General features: G+C 61.5%; 14 protein-coding genes. 8 read left to right on the top strand and 6 right to left on the bottom strand.

Going from position 1 to position 14,692, the window contains the following annotated elements:
• Positions 1-2: 2 nt before the first annotated feature.
• The 6 genes from ACN6KF_RS14005 to ACN6KF_RS13980 all read left to right on the top strand — a co-directional run bounded on the left by ACN6KF_RS14005 (position 3) and on the right by ACN6KF_RS13980 (position 6,861).
• Positions 3-479, top strand: coding sequence for an SMI1/KNR4 family protein (locus ACN6KF_RS14005; protein WP_434957418.1), 477 nt, complete (start codon positions 3-5; stop codon positions 477-479).
• Positions 480-552: 73 nt separating this feature from the next.
• A complete protein-coding gene (locus ACN6KF_RS14000) occupies positions 553-1,212 on the top strand; it encodes a transposase (protein ID WP_434957417.1) in 660 nt (219 codons plus the stop codon).
• Positions 1,213-1,218: 6 nt separating this feature from the next.
• The gene (locus tag ACN6KF_RS13995; protein WP_434957416.1) at positions 1,219-1,950 is read left to right on the top strand and encodes an RHS repeat-associated core domain-containing protein; all 732 of its coding nucleotides are present in this window, start codon (positions 1,219-1,221) and stop codon (positions 1,948-1,950) included.
• Positions 1,938-2,636, top strand: coding sequence for a hypothetical protein (locus ACN6KF_RS13990; protein ID WP_434957415.1), 699 nt, complete (start codon positions 1,938-1,940; stop codon positions 2,634-2,636). The genes ACN6KF_RS13995 and ACN6KF_RS13990 overlap by 13 nt, the downstream gene beginning before the upstream one ends.
• Positions 2,637-3,013: 377 nt before the next feature.
• Positions 3,014-5,023, top strand: coding sequence for a caspase family protein (locus ACN6KF_RS13985; RefSeq protein WP_434957414.1), 2,010 nt, complete (start codon positions 3,014-3,016; stop codon positions 5,021-5,023).
• Between the two features lie 173 nt (positions 5,024-5,196).
• Positions 5,197-6,861: a flavin monoamine oxidase family protein gene (locus ACN6KF_RS13980; protein ID WP_434957413.1), complete on the top strand. Its 1,665-nt coding sequence runs from the start codon at positions 5,197-5,199 to the stop codon at positions 6,859-6,861.
• Positions 6,862-7,036: 175 nt separating this feature from the next.
• Here the strand turns inward: ACN6KF_RS13980 and ACN6KF_RS13975 are convergent, their stop codons facing one another.
• Positions 7,037-7,942, bottom strand: coding sequence for a LysR family transcriptional regulator (locus tag ACN6KF_RS13975; RefSeq protein WP_434957412.1), 906 nt, complete (start codon positions 7,940-7,942; stop codon positions 7,037-7,039).
• Between the two features lie 83 nt (positions 7,943-8,025).
• On the opposite strand from ACN6KF_RS13975, the gene ACN6KF_RS13970 reads away from it, so the two are divergent.
• Positions 8,026-8,517, top strand: coding sequence for a DMT family transporter (locus ACN6KF_RS13970; RefSeq protein ID WP_434957411.1), 492 nt, complete (start codon positions 8,026-8,028; stop codon positions 8,515-8,517).
• A 17-nt stretch (positions 8,518-8,534) separates the two neighbouring features.
• Here ACN6KF_RS13970 and ACN6KF_RS13965 read toward each other — a convergent pair whose 3' ends face one another.
• Complete coding sequence (locus ACN6KF_RS13965) at positions 8,535-9,806, bottom strand: hemolysin family protein (protein WP_434957410.1); 1,272 nt, start codon at positions 9,804-9,806, stop codon at positions 8,535-8,537.
• 281 nt (positions 9,807-10,087) lie between these two features.
• Between ACN6KF_RS13965 and ACN6KF_RS13960 the strand changes: the two genes are divergently transcribed.
• Positions 10,088-10,222 carry an EncA/B family entericidin gene (locus ACN6KF_RS13960; RefSeq protein WP_434957409.1) on the top strand — a complete coding sequence of 45 codons (135 nt, stop codon included), beginning with the start codon at positions 10,088-10,090 and terminating at the stop codon, positions 10,220-10,222.
• A 1-nt stretch (position 10,223) separates the two neighbouring features.
• On the opposite strand, the gene ACN6KF_RS13955 is transcribed toward ACN6KF_RS13960, so the two are convergent.
• The 4 genes from ACN6KF_RS13955 to hutI form a co-directional block, all read right to left on the bottom strand.
• On the bottom strand, positions 10,224-10,796 hold the full coding sequence (locus ACN6KF_RS13955) for a HutD/Ves family protein (protein ID WP_434957408.1): 573 nt from the start codon (positions 10,794-10,796) through the stop codon (positions 10,224-10,226).
• Positions 10,797-10,905: 109 nt separating this feature from the next.
• Positions 10,906-11,733: an N-formylglutamate deformylase gene (gene hutG / locus ACN6KF_RS13950; RefSeq protein ID WP_434957407.1), complete on the bottom strand. Its 828-nt coding sequence runs from the start codon at positions 11,731-11,733 to the stop codon at positions 10,906-10,908.
• Complete coding sequence (gene hutH, locus ACN6KF_RS13945) at positions 11,730-13,277, bottom strand: histidine ammonia-lyase (protein ID WP_434957406.1); 1,548 nt, start codon at positions 13,275-13,277, stop codon at positions 11,730-11,732. Before hutH ends, hutG begins: the two co-directional genes overlap by 4 nt.
• On the bottom strand, positions 13,274-14,491 hold the full coding sequence (hutI, locus tag ACN6KF_RS13940) for an imidazolonepropionase (RefSeq protein WP_434957405.1): 1,218 nt from the start codon (positions 14,489-14,491) through the stop codon (positions 13,274-13,276). The genes hutH and hutI overlap by 4 nt, the downstream gene beginning before the upstream one ends.
• Positions 14,492-14,692 lie beyond the last annotated feature (201 nt).

Below are 14,692 nucleotides of genomic sequence, written 5' to 3'. Positions count from 1 at the left end.
CTATGGAAGAAATCCTATCTATAATTTCAAAAAACCCTCGATGCCGCCTATATCCCGCAACCGGGCTACCGACAGTAGCAAAAGGGCATATAATTCCTGATGATCTATTGTCGTTCTATAAAATTTGTGGTGGGGTAGATTTTTTCTATGACTCTTTATATTCTATGAGCATAGTTCCTCCAGGGGAATTAATCTTATCAAATATTAAAATAATTGGTCAAAATTACGAAGAAGATAGATCTTCATCTTGGTACATAATTGCAAAATCCGGAGAAGAGCAATTTGTTTCAATTGATCTAGGATCAGAAAGAAATGGTAGATGTTACGATAGTTTTCATGAAATCCATGGCGTTGCTGGATCGTCTAAAATATTGTCGTATAATTTTGAAGATCTTGTAAAGAGAATATATGATAGTAACGGTGACTATTGGTATTGGTTGAAAAAGGATTTTTCATACCTGGGGGATGCTTATGATTGACAAAAAAATTGGATAAATGACGGCGACAGTGCATTCTATCGATAGCACTTAAGTCTGGCTAAATCCTGGTTTGATGGCTTGGCTTGCGCGCATCGTGGTTCCCGGTCTGCCTTATCATGTCACCCAGCGGGGCAATGGGCGGCAGCGCACTTTCTTTGGTGTCGAGGATTATGTCTTCTACCGCGACTGCCTCACGGTCCATTGCCAGGCTGCCGGCGTCGAGGTGTGGGGTTGGTGTTTGATGCCCAACCACGTGCATCTCATTCTCGTGCCGCCTGATCCGGATGGCCTGCGGCGGGCCTTGGCGCCAACCCATCGTCGCTATGCCGGCCATGTCCATGCGCGTGAGAAACGGACGGGACATTTCTGGCAGGGGCGCTATGGCGCGGTTGCCATGGATGAGGCGCATCTGTTGCACGCGGTGCGCTATGTCAGCCTCAATCCGGTGCGGGCCGGCCTAGTGGAGCGGGCTCAGGACTGGCCCTGGGCCAGCACGCGGGCCCATCTGTTCGGGCAGGAAGACGGCATCACCAGCCTTTCGCCGGTCCGCCAGCGTATCGCCGATTTCTCCGATCTGCTCGACAATGTGGACGAGGCGATGTTCAACCGCATTCGCCGGGCGGAGAGTATCGGACGCCCTCTTGGCGATGCTGCCTTCATCGATCGCATCGCGGTATTGACCGGCCGCGAGGTGAGGCCGGGGAAACGCGGGCCTAAGCCTAAGCAAGGGTAGCTGGTGTTGATCGACTGGACTGGCATAGAATGCACTGTCACCGTAATTCCCACCGTAATTCATGGCGCCCTGGCGCTGAAGGACGAGTCAGATGTTGTGATGGAGGCACGCTTCCTTTGCCCGATCCGTTTTCAAGGGCAATGGGAGGATGAAGAAAGTGGGCTGTATTACAATCGATTCCGATATTACGATCCGCTGGCGGGGCAGTATGTAAGCCGCGATCCTATCGGTATTCACGGAGGCTACAAACCCCAAGGCTACGTGCCGGTACCTGCAAACGGCATTGACCCCCTTGGTTTGGCGCTATGTCAGGTTAAAGCGAAAGTAAGTGCTGGAGAAAATAGTGTTATTGGTGAGAGCGGTAAGGGTATTCATGCTGAGATTGATGAATTAAGGCAATTAAACGCACAAAATGCATTACGGGGACAAGATGTAATCATCAGCGATATAACTGGTATGATGGGAGGGGAGAGAGGGACTGCGGGTATGTGTGCCGGTTGTCGTGCAAATATATTTGATGAGCTGATTGCTGGTGGAGCAAAAAGTGTAACGTTCCCGCAGACAATTGGCGGGGTAACGAAAGGTGTATTCACGATACCGGCCTCATCTTTTTCATCTGCTCAATCCGAGGTGCAATCTGTACTTAATGCTATTGGAGGTACGAGAAGGCAAGCAAGATCGGATGCTGCTTGGGAGGCATTGAAGAAAATAGGGGATTTCACACCATGCGGAAAATAGATACAAAGTACAAATACGGAAGAATTGTGTATGATAACAGAATTGGAGAGTTTTCAGCTTACTTAAATAATATTCAAATATTTAAACATCGTCTTGAGGATGATTTTTATTGCAATAATAATCCGTATAAGGATGATGGTGAAGAGCCGTTTCGTATTAAAGAGATATCGATATCGGAAGATGGAAGGACATTATTTTGTGTATTGGAGGATGGAATTAATGTAATTGAGCAATCGTTTTTTGGAGGTAGTCATTTTTCAGTATTGCTTAATAGGGCCATTTTCAAAATATATAATGAAAATATCGAATTTTCGGAAGATAAAACAAAATTTTCTTATGTAAATATCGGATTTTATTCTGGGCGAGAAGGATACAATTTGAAGATAATTCAAGGAAAGGGGTCTGACCAAAGCGATCATTTTTTTATATATAGTATGGGGCATGAGCTATTTTATAACAAAATTGAGCCCTTTGGTCGCGTAAAAGTTGATGCCATGCGGGTTATAAATGATTCAATATTGATTAATACCGAAATTGGAGATAAAGTAGTAAGTATTAATTTGCCATCATCAGTAATGAGTGCTGTTTCTGGAATTATTGATTCAATTGACATTCGAGATTTGCCTCAAAACTCGGGACATAAAGATCTTCCAAATATTTCCGTTCCCCGCATATTGCGAAAATAGACAGAAAAATCCCTATTAAAAAATTAGACGACTAAATCGTAGTGACAGTGTCCTTCATTGGGCCCAATTAATTCAAATTGTATCATGCCCGCTAATTCGACTTGGGAACGTCAATATTTCTCGATTGTTTGGTCGATTAGAAAAGGTAGCTATGGTGGGCGCGAGGTTTGGATTCTTAATGGCCGTATTTTTAATCGTCACTCTCAGGCTGAGAAACATCGCCCATTCTGCTCTAAACTCTCGAATTTCCTACAAACCTACGACAGAGATAGTCTCATCTCTTGGAAAGATTATCGCAGCGGACTTTAGGAAATGGTATGAAAATCGTTTATTGGCTTGTGGCGGCATCATTCGCAACTTTGTCTGCGGTCACTGGCTTGAATCCGAGCAATCCGGCTGAGGCTGCTACTGCCTGCGAACACCGCCCCGCACCGGCGGGCGCGAGCGGCAAGCGGGTGGCGGTCATCGTCGGCAATGGCGGCTATGGCAACGGCATTCCTGCCTTGCCCAATCCGGCTCGGGATGCGCAGGCCGTGGCCAAGGCGATGGGGGCGCTCGGCTTCGAGGTCTTCCTCGCCGGCGATGCCGACAGCGCGAGCCTGCAGAACTGCCTTGCCACCGCCTATGCCGGTGCGGCCGGGGCCGATGTGGCGATGTTCTATTATTCCGGTCACGGCATCCAGATCAGGGACGAGAACTATCTGGTGGCCACCGATGCCACCTCGAAGGATCTCCAGCATGGCTTCGTGCCGGTGCAGCCGATCGTCGATACCCTGCAGAAGGGCGCCAAGGCGACTTTGGTCTTCCTCGATGCTTGCCGCAACAATCCGATGGCCGAGGGCGGCCAGGCCGGGCTTTCGGTCTCGACCGGGCGCGGTATCGCCCGGGTCGAGGGGGCAGGGGCTGCGGCGGCACCCGGCGCCGTGCAGGCGCGCGGGCTGATGGTGGCCTATGCCACCTCGCCCAATGCGGTGGCGCTGGACGGCAAGGGCGAGCTCAGCCCCTTCACCGGCGCCTTCGTCAAGGCGGTCGGCACCTCCGGCTATTCGATCCAGCGCATCATGAGCGATGTCACCAAGGCGGTGGGCGAGGAGACCGACTGGGCCCAGACACCCTGGATGAAATCCTCGCTGACCGACGAACTCAAGCTCGGCGGCGGCCAGACGCTGGCCGAGGCCCAGTCCGTCTCCGACAACCATGCCGCCCGGGCCCAGACCCTGCTCAACACCAATGGCAGGCGGGAGGAGGCAATCGTCGAGGCCTTGAAAGGTCTGCCTGTGGCTCCGGACGAGACGGCGCTCCAGCGCTTTTCCAAAGCCTATGTTGCGCTTTATGCCGCCGTGCAGAGCCGCGAGGCCTTGCTGCCGGTAAAGCCCGGCTTCTCCCAGGTGGCGGTATCGACGCAGGGGCGGGTCGCCGTTTACCAGATGAGCGCCGACTACCAGTCCGGCGACCTCACTCTATGGTCGGTCACCGAGAAGAAGGCGCTGGCGAGCCTGCCGACCAAGGGCAGGGTCTCGAAATTCCTGTTCAGCCCGCACGGCAACCTGCTGGTCACCGAGATGGACAATGTGGTCACCGTGTGGAACGGGCTCGATGGCACCGGGCTCTTCGACCTGAAGGCCGGCGGCTATGTCACCTCGATGGAATTCAGTCCGGACGAGAGCCGGCTACTGTTGGGCGGCGACGGCTCCAGCGCGCTGACCATCATCGATGTCGCCAGCCGCAAGCCGGTGCTCGCCGTGAAGTCGGGCCAACTCGCCCAAGCCAACGGCAAGAAACGGGGCGGGCGCCTGGTCCAGGCCAATTTCGGCAGCAATGACACGGTGTGCTTCGCCCTCGATCTCGACAACGACAAGCGCCTGCTCGGCGTCTATGATCTCGCACAGAGGAAGACCGTGCGGCTGCGTGAGGCGAGCAATGCGGTCACCGTCTCCGTCTGCGATCCTGCCGGCAAATATATGGTGCGCACCTATGCCGTGGGGTCGAGCGAACAGGGCATGGAGATCTGGGACCTGGCCACCGATGCCGTCAACCTGGTCAAGGCGCCGATCGCCAACATCATGGGTATCGACCCCGACGGCAAATATGTGGGCGTGATCGCCTTGGACGCTGAGGTCCAGGGCATTTACGACCTTGCCACCGGCAAGAAGGGGCAGCCCGCCACGGTGCCGCCGGGCTATGTCATCTATGGCAGCCGGGTGCGCAATGCCGAGGGCGGCCTGGTCAGCCAGGACATCAATCCCAATGCGTGGCGCGACTGGCCGGATGAGAGTTTGCATGGGTCGGGTCTGGTGGAGAAGGCGCTGGCGGGATTGACCCCGGCTCAGCGCGAGGAGGTCGCACGCGGCAGGATCACCTTCGCCGAGGTCGCCGCCAATCCGTGATCCCGTTCAGTGATCAGCCTGGGCATGATCGGTGGTTCCTGTGAAGGCCGTTCGCTTGGGGAGAGGGCTCATAGTCACCCCCTCCCCAAATCACCCCACTTCCCCTATTCCCCTGCCTCGCGCATGATGGCGTGCGCCTTTCCGGCGCCCATCATGCCAGCAGGGAAACAACCATGCCGAACCAGCCCTCCGATGCCATCAGCGCCTTCGGGCCGGACTTTCCGTTTGCCTATGACGAATGGCTGGCCCATCCGGCCGGGCTCGGTGCGGTGCCGGCCGACAAGCATGGCAAGCGTGTTGCCATCATCGGGGCGGGCGCGGCCGGGCTGGTAGCCGGCTATGAGCTGATGCGCCTGGGCCTCAGGCCGGTTCTCTATGAATCGGCACGGCTCGGCGGGCGGCTGCGCTCGCAGCGCTTCGAAGGCACGGATGGCATCATCGCCGAACTCGGCGGCATGCGCTTTCCGATCTCCTCTCGCGGCTTCTATCATTATGTCGACCTGCTCGGGCTGGAGACGCGGGACTTTCCCAATCCGCTCACGCCGGCAGCCGGCTCCACCGTGATCGATCTGGAGGGCGAGACCCTCTATGCCCGCACGCTGGACGATTTGCCGCCGCTCTACCGGGAGGTCGCTGACGCCTATCACCAGGCGCTGGAGGAAGGGGCCCAGTTCTCGGCCCTGCAGGCGGCGATGCGCGCGCGCGACGCCAAACGCATCAAGGAGATCTGGGATCCGATCGTGCGCGATTGGGACGAGCGCACCTTCTATGATTTCGTGGTGTCCTCCGAGGCTTTCCGCAAGCTCTCCTTCCGCCACCGCGAAGTGTTCGGGCAGGTGGGCTTCGGCACCGGCGGCTGGGATTCGGATTTCCCCAATTCGATGCTGGAGATCCTGCGCGTCAATCTCGGCGCCTTCGACGACGAGCAGCGTTATGTGGTCGGCGGGGTCGAGCAGGTGGCGCAGGGCATCTGGTCCAAGGCGCCGGAGAAGCTCGCGCATTGGCCCGCCGGCACCACGTTGGCCGGGCTCAATGCCGGCGCTACCAGGGGGCGCGCGCAGGCGATCGCGCATAACGGCAAGGGCGGCTTTACGGTGACGGACCAGTGGGGCAATCGCGAGGATTACGAGGCGGTGGTGGTCACCTGCCAGAGCCATCTGCTGACCACCTCCATCGCCGCCGAGGAGAGCCTGTTCGACCAGAAGCTGTGGATGGCGCTCGACCGCACCCGCTACATGCAGGCGGCCAAGACCTTCATCATGGTGGATCGTCCGTTCTGGAAGGACAAGGATCCGGCCACCGGCCGCGACGTGTTGTCGATGACGCTGACCGACCGCATCACCCGCGGCACCTATCTGTTCGACAATGGCGACGACAGGCCGGGCGTGATCTGCCTGTCCTATTCCTGGATGACGGATGCCTTGAAGGTGCTGCCGCTCTCGGCCGAGCGCCGGGTGGAACTGGCCCTTTCAGCGCTCGGCAAGATCTATCCCGGGCTCGACATCGCCAGCCACATCATCGGTTCACCGATCTGCGTGAGTTGGGAGGCGGACGAGAACTTCCTCGGCGCCTTCAAGGGCGCATTGCCAGGGCATTACCGCTACAACCACCGCATGTACGGCCATTTCATGCAAGGGGACCTGCCGGAGAGCCAGCGCGGCATCTTCATGGCCGGGGACGGCGTGAGCTGGACGCCGGCCTGGGTCGAGGGCGCGGTGCAGACGGCGCTCAACGCGGTCTGGGGCGTGATGACCCATCTCGGCGGCCACTCGCCGACCGAAAATCCCGGTCCCGGCGATCTCTATCCCACGCTCAAACCGGTCGATCTTGGGGATTGAGGAGAGGGGCGCCGACAGCCGAGTTGTCATCCCTGGCGAGCCACGCAGTGACGAGGGAAGGGCATCCAGTAGCAGACGCATCGCTGTTAGCCCCTCGATCCCCTTTCCACGGCCTTTGGCCGTGCCGGGGATGACAGATCCAAGCTGCCGGCTCCAACGGGCGGCCTCCTTTACGTCAGTCCGCCCGGAAAAATCCAGCGATGCGCTGGCGCAGCCATTGATGGGCGGGATCGCCCCGGCGGCGCGGGTGCCAGATCTGGGTGAACGGCACGGCCGGCAGGGCGAACGGTGGTTCGAACAGGCGAAGGCCGTCAGCCTCGATCGCCGGCGGCAGGATGCTGCGTGCCACGGTGAGGACGATGTCCGTGCCGGCGATCAGGCGCGGAGCCATGCCCCAATGCGGCAGGGTGAGGCAGATCCGGCGCTTGTGGCCGAGAATGGCAAGGGCGCGGTCGATCTCATTCTCGACATCGGCGCGCAGCGCCACCAGGGCATGCGGGCGCGCAAGATAGGAAGCGAGATCGAGCCTGTCGTTGGCTGACAGAGCCGCTGCATCGGCGAGGCAGATGTAGCGGTCTTCGAAGAGCAAGTCATGGGCCAGTCGCTCGCCGAGATCGGGAAACACGCCGAAGGCAAGGTCGATTTCGCCATCCAGAATCTGGGCCGCCATCGCCTCCCGGCTCGCCTGGGTGACGAGGAGGTCGCAGTGGGGCGCTTCGGTGCGCAGCTGCGGTACGAGTCTGGGTAGCAGCACGGCGGCGCCATAGTCCGACATCGCCAGCCGGAAGGTGCGCCTCTCGCTCGAAGGATCGAAGCCGGCGGGGGCCAGCAGATCGCGCATGCGGTCGAGCGCCTCGCCGAGATGGGGCTGGATCTGGAGCGCCCGCGCCGTCGGTTTGAGGCTGCCGCCCTGGCGCGTCAGCAGGGGATCGTTCAGCAGCAAGCGCAGCCGCGCCAAGGCATGGCTGACGGCCGGCTGGCTCTTGTTCAGGCGCAGGGCCGCGCGAGAGACGTGGCGCTCGGCCAGCAAAGCCTCGAGCACAGTGAGAAGGTTGAGATCGACGCCGGCAAGATTATTCATTACGTGCATAGTACGGATATGAAATCGGAATTTCCATCCGATTTCGGCATGGCATAGCTTTTCCGCGATTGAAGGAGACTGCCATGACCAATCCCACCTCGCTCGTTCTGCTGCTGCTGCCGGCTTTGGTGGCGGGCGCGGTCGTACCGTTTCAGGCCGGCGCCAATGCCACGCTTGGCCGCCTGCTCGGCCATCCGCTCTGGGCGACGTTGGTTTCGCTGGCGGTGAGCATGGCGGTGATCCTGCCGGTGATGGCGGCCTTTCGTGTCTCGGCCCCCACCATCGAGGCGGCGTCGAAAGGGCCGTGGTGGATCTGGACGGGCGGTCTTGCCGGCGTGATCTACATCACCGCCGCGCTCCTGCTGGCGCCCCGGCTCGGCGCCGCCAATTTCATGGTGGCGGTGATCGCCGGGCAGATGATCGCCTCGCTGGCGATCGATCATTTCGGCCTGATGGGCTTTGCGGCAAAGCCGGTCAATCCGGCGCGCCTCGCCGGTGTCCTGCTCATCGTCGGCGGCATGGTGGTGACGCAATGGGCCAATGCCGCCTCGGCTGCGACGGTCTCGGCCCGCTGAGGGGGCCCTGAGCTAGCTCAGGCTTCCTTCGACACCAGGATCTTGTCGATGCGCCTGCCATCGAGGTCCACAACCTCGAAGCGCCAGCCGTCGCGCACGAAGCTCTCGCCCGTTTGCGGCAGGCGGTTGAGCTCGGCCAGGATGAAGCCGGCCGCGGTTTCATAGTCGCCGCGCTCGATCGGCATCGACAGGGTCTCGGCCAGTTCGTCGGCCTGCATCCAGCCCGATACCAGATAGGAGCCGTCCGAGCGCATGGTGATGGCCGGTTCGTCCCCATCGTCGTCCTGGAAGGCGCCGGCGATGGCCTCCAGCACGTCATTGGCGGTGATGACGCCCTCGAAATGACCGTACTCGTCGAAGACCAGCGCCATGTGGGCCTTGGAGGAGCGCAGCGACGGCAGCATGCTGAGCGCCTCATTGGTGTCCATCACGATGGGTGCTGCCTCGATATGATCGCGTACATTGAGGGCCCGGCCGTCGAGCTGGGATTGGAACAGGTCCTTGACGGTGACGACGCCGATGATGTTGTCGTCCTCGCCGTCCTGCACGGGCAGGCGGGAGCGGGCGGTGGCACGCAATTGCGCCATGATCGTCTTGGCGGAATCGGAGAGGTCGATCACCTCGACTTCGCGCCGCGGCGTCATCAGCGAGCGGGCGCTGCGATCCCCCAGGCGCATCACGCCGGAGATCATGTCACGCTCGGCCGTTTCGAGCACGCCGGCGCTCTCGGCCTCCCTGAGAATGGTGCGCACTTCCTCTTCCGTGACCTTTTCCTCCGACTTGCTGTTCTGGCCGAGCAGCGTCAGCACGGTCCGGCCGGAAATGTCGAGCAGCCAGACCAGCGGCGCTCCGCATTTCGACAAGAGCCGCATGGCCGGCGCCACGCGCGCCGCCACCCGCTCGGGGTCGCGCAAGGCGATCTGCTTGGGCACGAGTTCGCCGATGATCAGCGACAGATAGGTGATCGCCACCACCACGAGGCCGACGCCGAGCGTATCGGCAGCGCTGACTGACAAGCCCTGGGCCTGCAGCCAGCCGGCAAGACGCGCGCCGAGCGTGGCTCCCGAAAAGGCGCCGGAGAGCACGCCGACCAGCGTGATGCCGATCTGCACGGAGGACAGGAAGCGGCCGGGATTTTCAAGCAATTCCAACGCTGCCGCAGCGCCTCGCTTGCGGTCGGCGAGCGCACGCAGCCTGGCGGGGCGGGAGGAGACAATCGCGAGTTCCGACATGGCGAGGACGCCGTTGAGAAGCGTCAGGAAGACGATGATGGCGATGTCGAGGAACAAGGTGCCTTTGAGGGGTTGCGGGCCCGCGACGAATGTCGGACCGCTTCGAGGGGCGGAGCATAGCGGTATCGGCCAGCGTGGGATAGGGGGAGAGGGCGGCCCGGCTGGGAACGACGGCTGCCGCCGGCTCGGTCGGCCACGCGAGTCTGCCGGCTCCATCAAGTAGAAGATTTATATTCCCTTCGGGAAGCTAAAGTCCGGCTGTGCAAACAAAACGAATATGGCATAACGAGTCGCGTGTTGTTGCCACTTTCGGCACGGCCAATTGAGGGATCGAACCGATGTCAAAAATTTCCTTCGCGATCATTGCTCTCGTGGTGTCCGCGCTCACCCTGAGCGCCTGCGCCAACACGGTCACCGGTGTCGGCCGGGACGTGAAGTCGACTGGCCGCGCCGTCAAGCACGCGGTGCAATGAGCTAAAGTGCTTTGCGCATCAGCGTAACCAGCAAAACGGGCAGCGCTCCTTCGATGCTGCCCGCATCATTTGCCTCGAAGATGACGACGTCGCCAAAGGCGCATTCGATCGTCGTCCTATCGTGCCGGATAGAGCCGGCACCGAGCGCCACCACCAATCGCAGGTCGCCTTGCGGCAGCGCCAAGCGGCCAGCGGCAAGGTCGTGCCGGGTCACCTGATGGCCAAACCGTCCTCGCCGGGTCATCACGTTGAAGTCGCGGATGGGCCCTTCGGCCAGGCTGGCCGAAACCGGTACGTCGCCGGGAAAGGATAGGGGAGCGGAGGCCGCCGTGAGCGTCACCATCCCTCGCCCCTCGACGGTCATGACCAGGCCTTCACCCTCGATCACGGTCAAAGTGCGGTCGATCCCGGGAAACAGGGAGAAGGGGCCGTCGCTGGCCACCTCCGCCACCGACAGGCGCCAGTCGAAATCGTCGAACCCGGCGCTTTCCGGCGAAACCGCGATCTCCGTCGTGGTGCCTCCGCCATTCTTCCATGGCTTGGGGGTGAGGTCGGCGAAACGGATCAGCTTCATGGCGGGGTTCCGGTGTGCCGGTCTTCTCAGCTCCATCGATACATCGATGAAGCGAGGTCGGCATGAACGCAATATGAGTCAGATGCCGGTCCGAAGACCGGCACTCCAACTATTTCAGCGCCCGGGCGAAGACCAGGCAGGCATTGAGGATGCTGCCGAGCGTCTCGCGCAAGGGCTGGGCATAGGCGGCATCGAAGGCAACAGGCCAACCGGCTTCGCTGACCGGGCCGAGTGGCTCGTCGATATAGGAGCGGCAGGCGAGTTCCATCTGCACGGCGTGCACGCCCTTGTCCGGCTGGCCGAGGCTGCGCGTGATGAAGCCGCCCTTGAAGCGCCCGTTCATCACGGTCTCGCGCCCGCTGGAGCGGCAGAGCGCTTCGATGGTCTCGGCCAGGGCAGGATGGCAGGTCGTGCCACCATTGGTGCCGATGTTGAACTCAGGCAGCGTACCCTCGAACAGCCGCGGAATGACCGAGCGGATTGAGTGGCAGTCATAGACGACGAGATTGCGATGGCGCCCCTTCAGCCTGGCGACCTCGTCGGCCAGGGCCTGATGGTAGGGATCGAACCAGGTGGCGCGCCGCTCGGCCACCTCGGCCGCGCCGGGCGCTTCGCCGTCCTTGTAGAGCGGCTCACCGTCGAAGCTGGTGGTTGGGCAGAGCTCCGTGGTGGCCTGTCCGGGATAGAGCGAGACGCCGGAGGGATCGCGGTTGACGTCGATGACCGTGCGCGACATGGGCGTACGGATGACCGTGGCGTCGAGCCCGACGGCGAAGTCGTAAAGCGTCTCGATCCACCAGTCGGTGTCCTTGCGGGCCAGCCAGGGCGAGACCAGCCGCGCTTCGAGCGCGGCCGGGATCTCAGTGCCGGTATGCGGCAGGGAGACCAGCAATGGTGCCTGTCCCTGCCGGATCTCGAGCCAGTCGGGCCGGCTCATGCCGTGCCCTCCACCACGCTGGCCAGTGTCTTCAGGCCGGCGGCCTTCTGCGCCGCGCCGTTCCAGATCAGGGCCGTGGCGGCGGCGATGTCGGGGGCGAAGTGACGGTCGTCGGAAAGATGCGGCACTTCGGCCCGTAGCGTCGAGCGGGCCCGCTCCAGCGCTTCGCTTGACGTCAGCGGGGCATGGAAGTCACAGCCCTGCACGGCGGCGAGATATTCGATGCCGATGACATTGGCGGTGTTGCGGCTCATCTCCAGGAGGCGGCGGGCGCCATGGGCGGCCATGGAGACGTGGTCCTCCTGGTTGGCCGAGGTCGGAATCGAGTCGACGCTGGCCGGGAAGGCCCTCTGCTTGTTCTCCGAGACCAGCGCGGCAGCGGTGACCTGCGGGATCATGAAGCCGGAGTTGAGGCCGGGTTTGGGCGTGAGGAAGGCCGGCATGCCGGAGAGGGCCGGGTCGACCAGCATGGCGATGCGCCGCTCGCTGATGGAGCCGATCTCGCACAGCGCCATGGCGATCATGTCGGCGGCGAAGGCGACGGGCTCGGCGTGGAAGTTGCCGCCCGAGATCACCTCGCCCGTATCGGTGAAGACCAGCGGATTGTCGGTGACGCCGTTGGCCTCGATCGCCAGCGTCGTGGCGGCCTGGCGCAGCAGATCGAGACAGGCGCCCATCACCTGGGGCTGGCAGCGCAGGCAATAGGGATCCTGCACGCGCTCGTCGCCGGTGAGATGGGAGGCGCGGATGGAGCTGCCTGCCATCAAAGCACGCAGCGTATCGGCGACCTCGGCCTGGCCGCGATGGCCGCGGACCTTGTGGATGCGCGGATCGAAGGGGCCGTCCGAGCCACGGGCCGCGTCGGTCGAGAGCGCACCGGTCACCAGCGCGCCCTGGAAGACACGCTCGGCCTGGAACAGGCCGGCCAGCGCCAGGCCGGTGGAAACCTGCGTGCCGTTGAGGAGGGCAAGGCCTTCCTTCGGGCCGAGGACGAGCGGCGACAGCCCGACGCGCTTGAGCGCTTCGGTGGCCTCGACCTTCTCGCCCTTCACGAAGAAGGCGCCGACGCCGGTGAGCGCCGCAGTCATATGGGAAAGCGGTGCAAGATCGCCCGAGGCGCCGACGGAACCCTGGCCGGGTACGACGGGGATCAGATCCCTGGCAAGACAGTCACGCAGCATGGTGATGGTCGACCACTGCACGCCCGAGGAACCCTGGGCGAGGCTGCCGAGCTTGAGAGCCATGATCAGCCGCACGACCTCGACCGGCAGGGGCTCGCCGACGCCGGCGGCATGGGAGAGCACGATGTTGCGCTGGAGGATGGCAAGATCGGCATTCTCGATGCGCACGCTCGCCAGCTTGCCGAAGCCGGTGTTGATGCCATAGACCGGCTCGCCCTTGGCGATGATGTCGGCGACGGCCTTGGCGCTGGCTTCGACCAGCGGGCGGCAGCCTTCGTCCAGGGTGACGGCTGCGCCTTCATAGATGGCCCGCCACTGTGCGAGCGAGACACTGCCGGGACGCAGCAAAACGGGGTTGGTCACTGGCCTCTCCAGATGCGTTGATGTAGCGGATTGAAACCTAGGCGGTAGACGAGTTCAGCCGGGCGCTCGATATCCCAGATGGCGAGATCGCATTGTTTGCCGGCTTCGAGCGTGCCGATATCCCCGGCCTTGCCGAGCGCCTTGGCGGCATTGCGGGTCACGCCGGCGATGCATTCGTCGACGGTCATGCGGAACAAGGTGGCGGCCATGTTCATGGTTGTCAGCAGCGAGGTCAGCGGCGAGGTGCCGGGATTGCAGTCCGTCGCTACGGCCATCGGCACCTTGTGAGCCCTGAACAAAGCGATGGGCGGTTGCTTGGTCTCGCGAATGAAATAGTAGGCACCGGGCAGGATCACGGCCACCGTGCCGGCCGCATGCATGGCCGCGGCACCTTCCTCATCGGTATATTCGAGATGGTCGGCCGACAGGGCGCCGTAATCGGCCGCGAGTTTGGCACCATGAAGGTTGGATAGCTGGTCGGCATGCAGCTTGACCGGCAGGCCCGCCTTCCTGGCTGCATCGAAGACCTTGCTTATATGTTCGGGCAGGAAGGCGATGCCTTCGCAAAAGCCGTCCACGGCATCGGCGAGCCCTTCGACAGCCACGGCCGGCAGCATCTCCCGGCAGACGAGGTCGATATAGGCGTCCTTGTCGCCCTTGGCCTCGACGGGCAGGGCGTGGGCGCCAAGGAAGGTGGTTGAAACATTGACCTTGCGCACTTCGCCGAGCTTGCGGGCCGCACGCAGCATGGCGAGTTCGGTGCGGGTCTCCAGGCCATAGCCCGATTTCACCTCGACCGTGGTGACGCCCTCGGCGATCAGGTGGTCGAGGCGGGGCAGGGCGCTGGCGAGAAGCTCATCATCGCTGGCGGCGCGTGTCGCATTGACCGAGGAAACGATGCCGCCGCCGGCCCGGGCGATCTCTTCATAGCTGGCACCCTTGAGGCGCAGCTCGAATTCATGGGCGCGGTCGCCGCCGAAGACGAGATGGGTATGGCAATCGATCAGGCCGGGCGTGATCCAGCGCCCTTCGAGGTCGACAGTCCTGGCCTTGTCGCGCATGGTGGCGGGCACGTCGCTCTCGGGACCGGCGAAGACGATGCGCTCGCCCTCGGCAAGCACGGCCCCCCGCTCGACGATGCCGAGGTCATCCCCGACCAGGGTTGCCAGGCGCGCATTGCGCCACAAACGGAGCCCATGGCTGTTTGTCGACATCGATTTCTCCACCCTGCTATTATGCGGGAACATGTATAGACATATTAATTGACGCGCAAGTGGAATGATGAAAGTTTAATGCCGATTGGCTTGACCGGGAAAGCAGAACTTGGCGAGGGAAGCGGCGATGGCTAAGCAGGCGGAGTTCTTCGAGATCGTGGAGATTGCGCCGCCCGTCCGGATTGGCCCATATGGCTGGGG

The organism is Labrys methylaminiphilus subsp. lupini (assembly GCF_051161885.1).
Classification (GTDB): Bacteria; Pseudomonadota; Alphaproteobacteria; order Rhizobiales; family Labraceae; genus Labrys.
The sequence above is the reverse complement of the archived record's forward strand: the minus strand, read 5'-3'. Positions and strand labels throughout refer to the sequence as shown.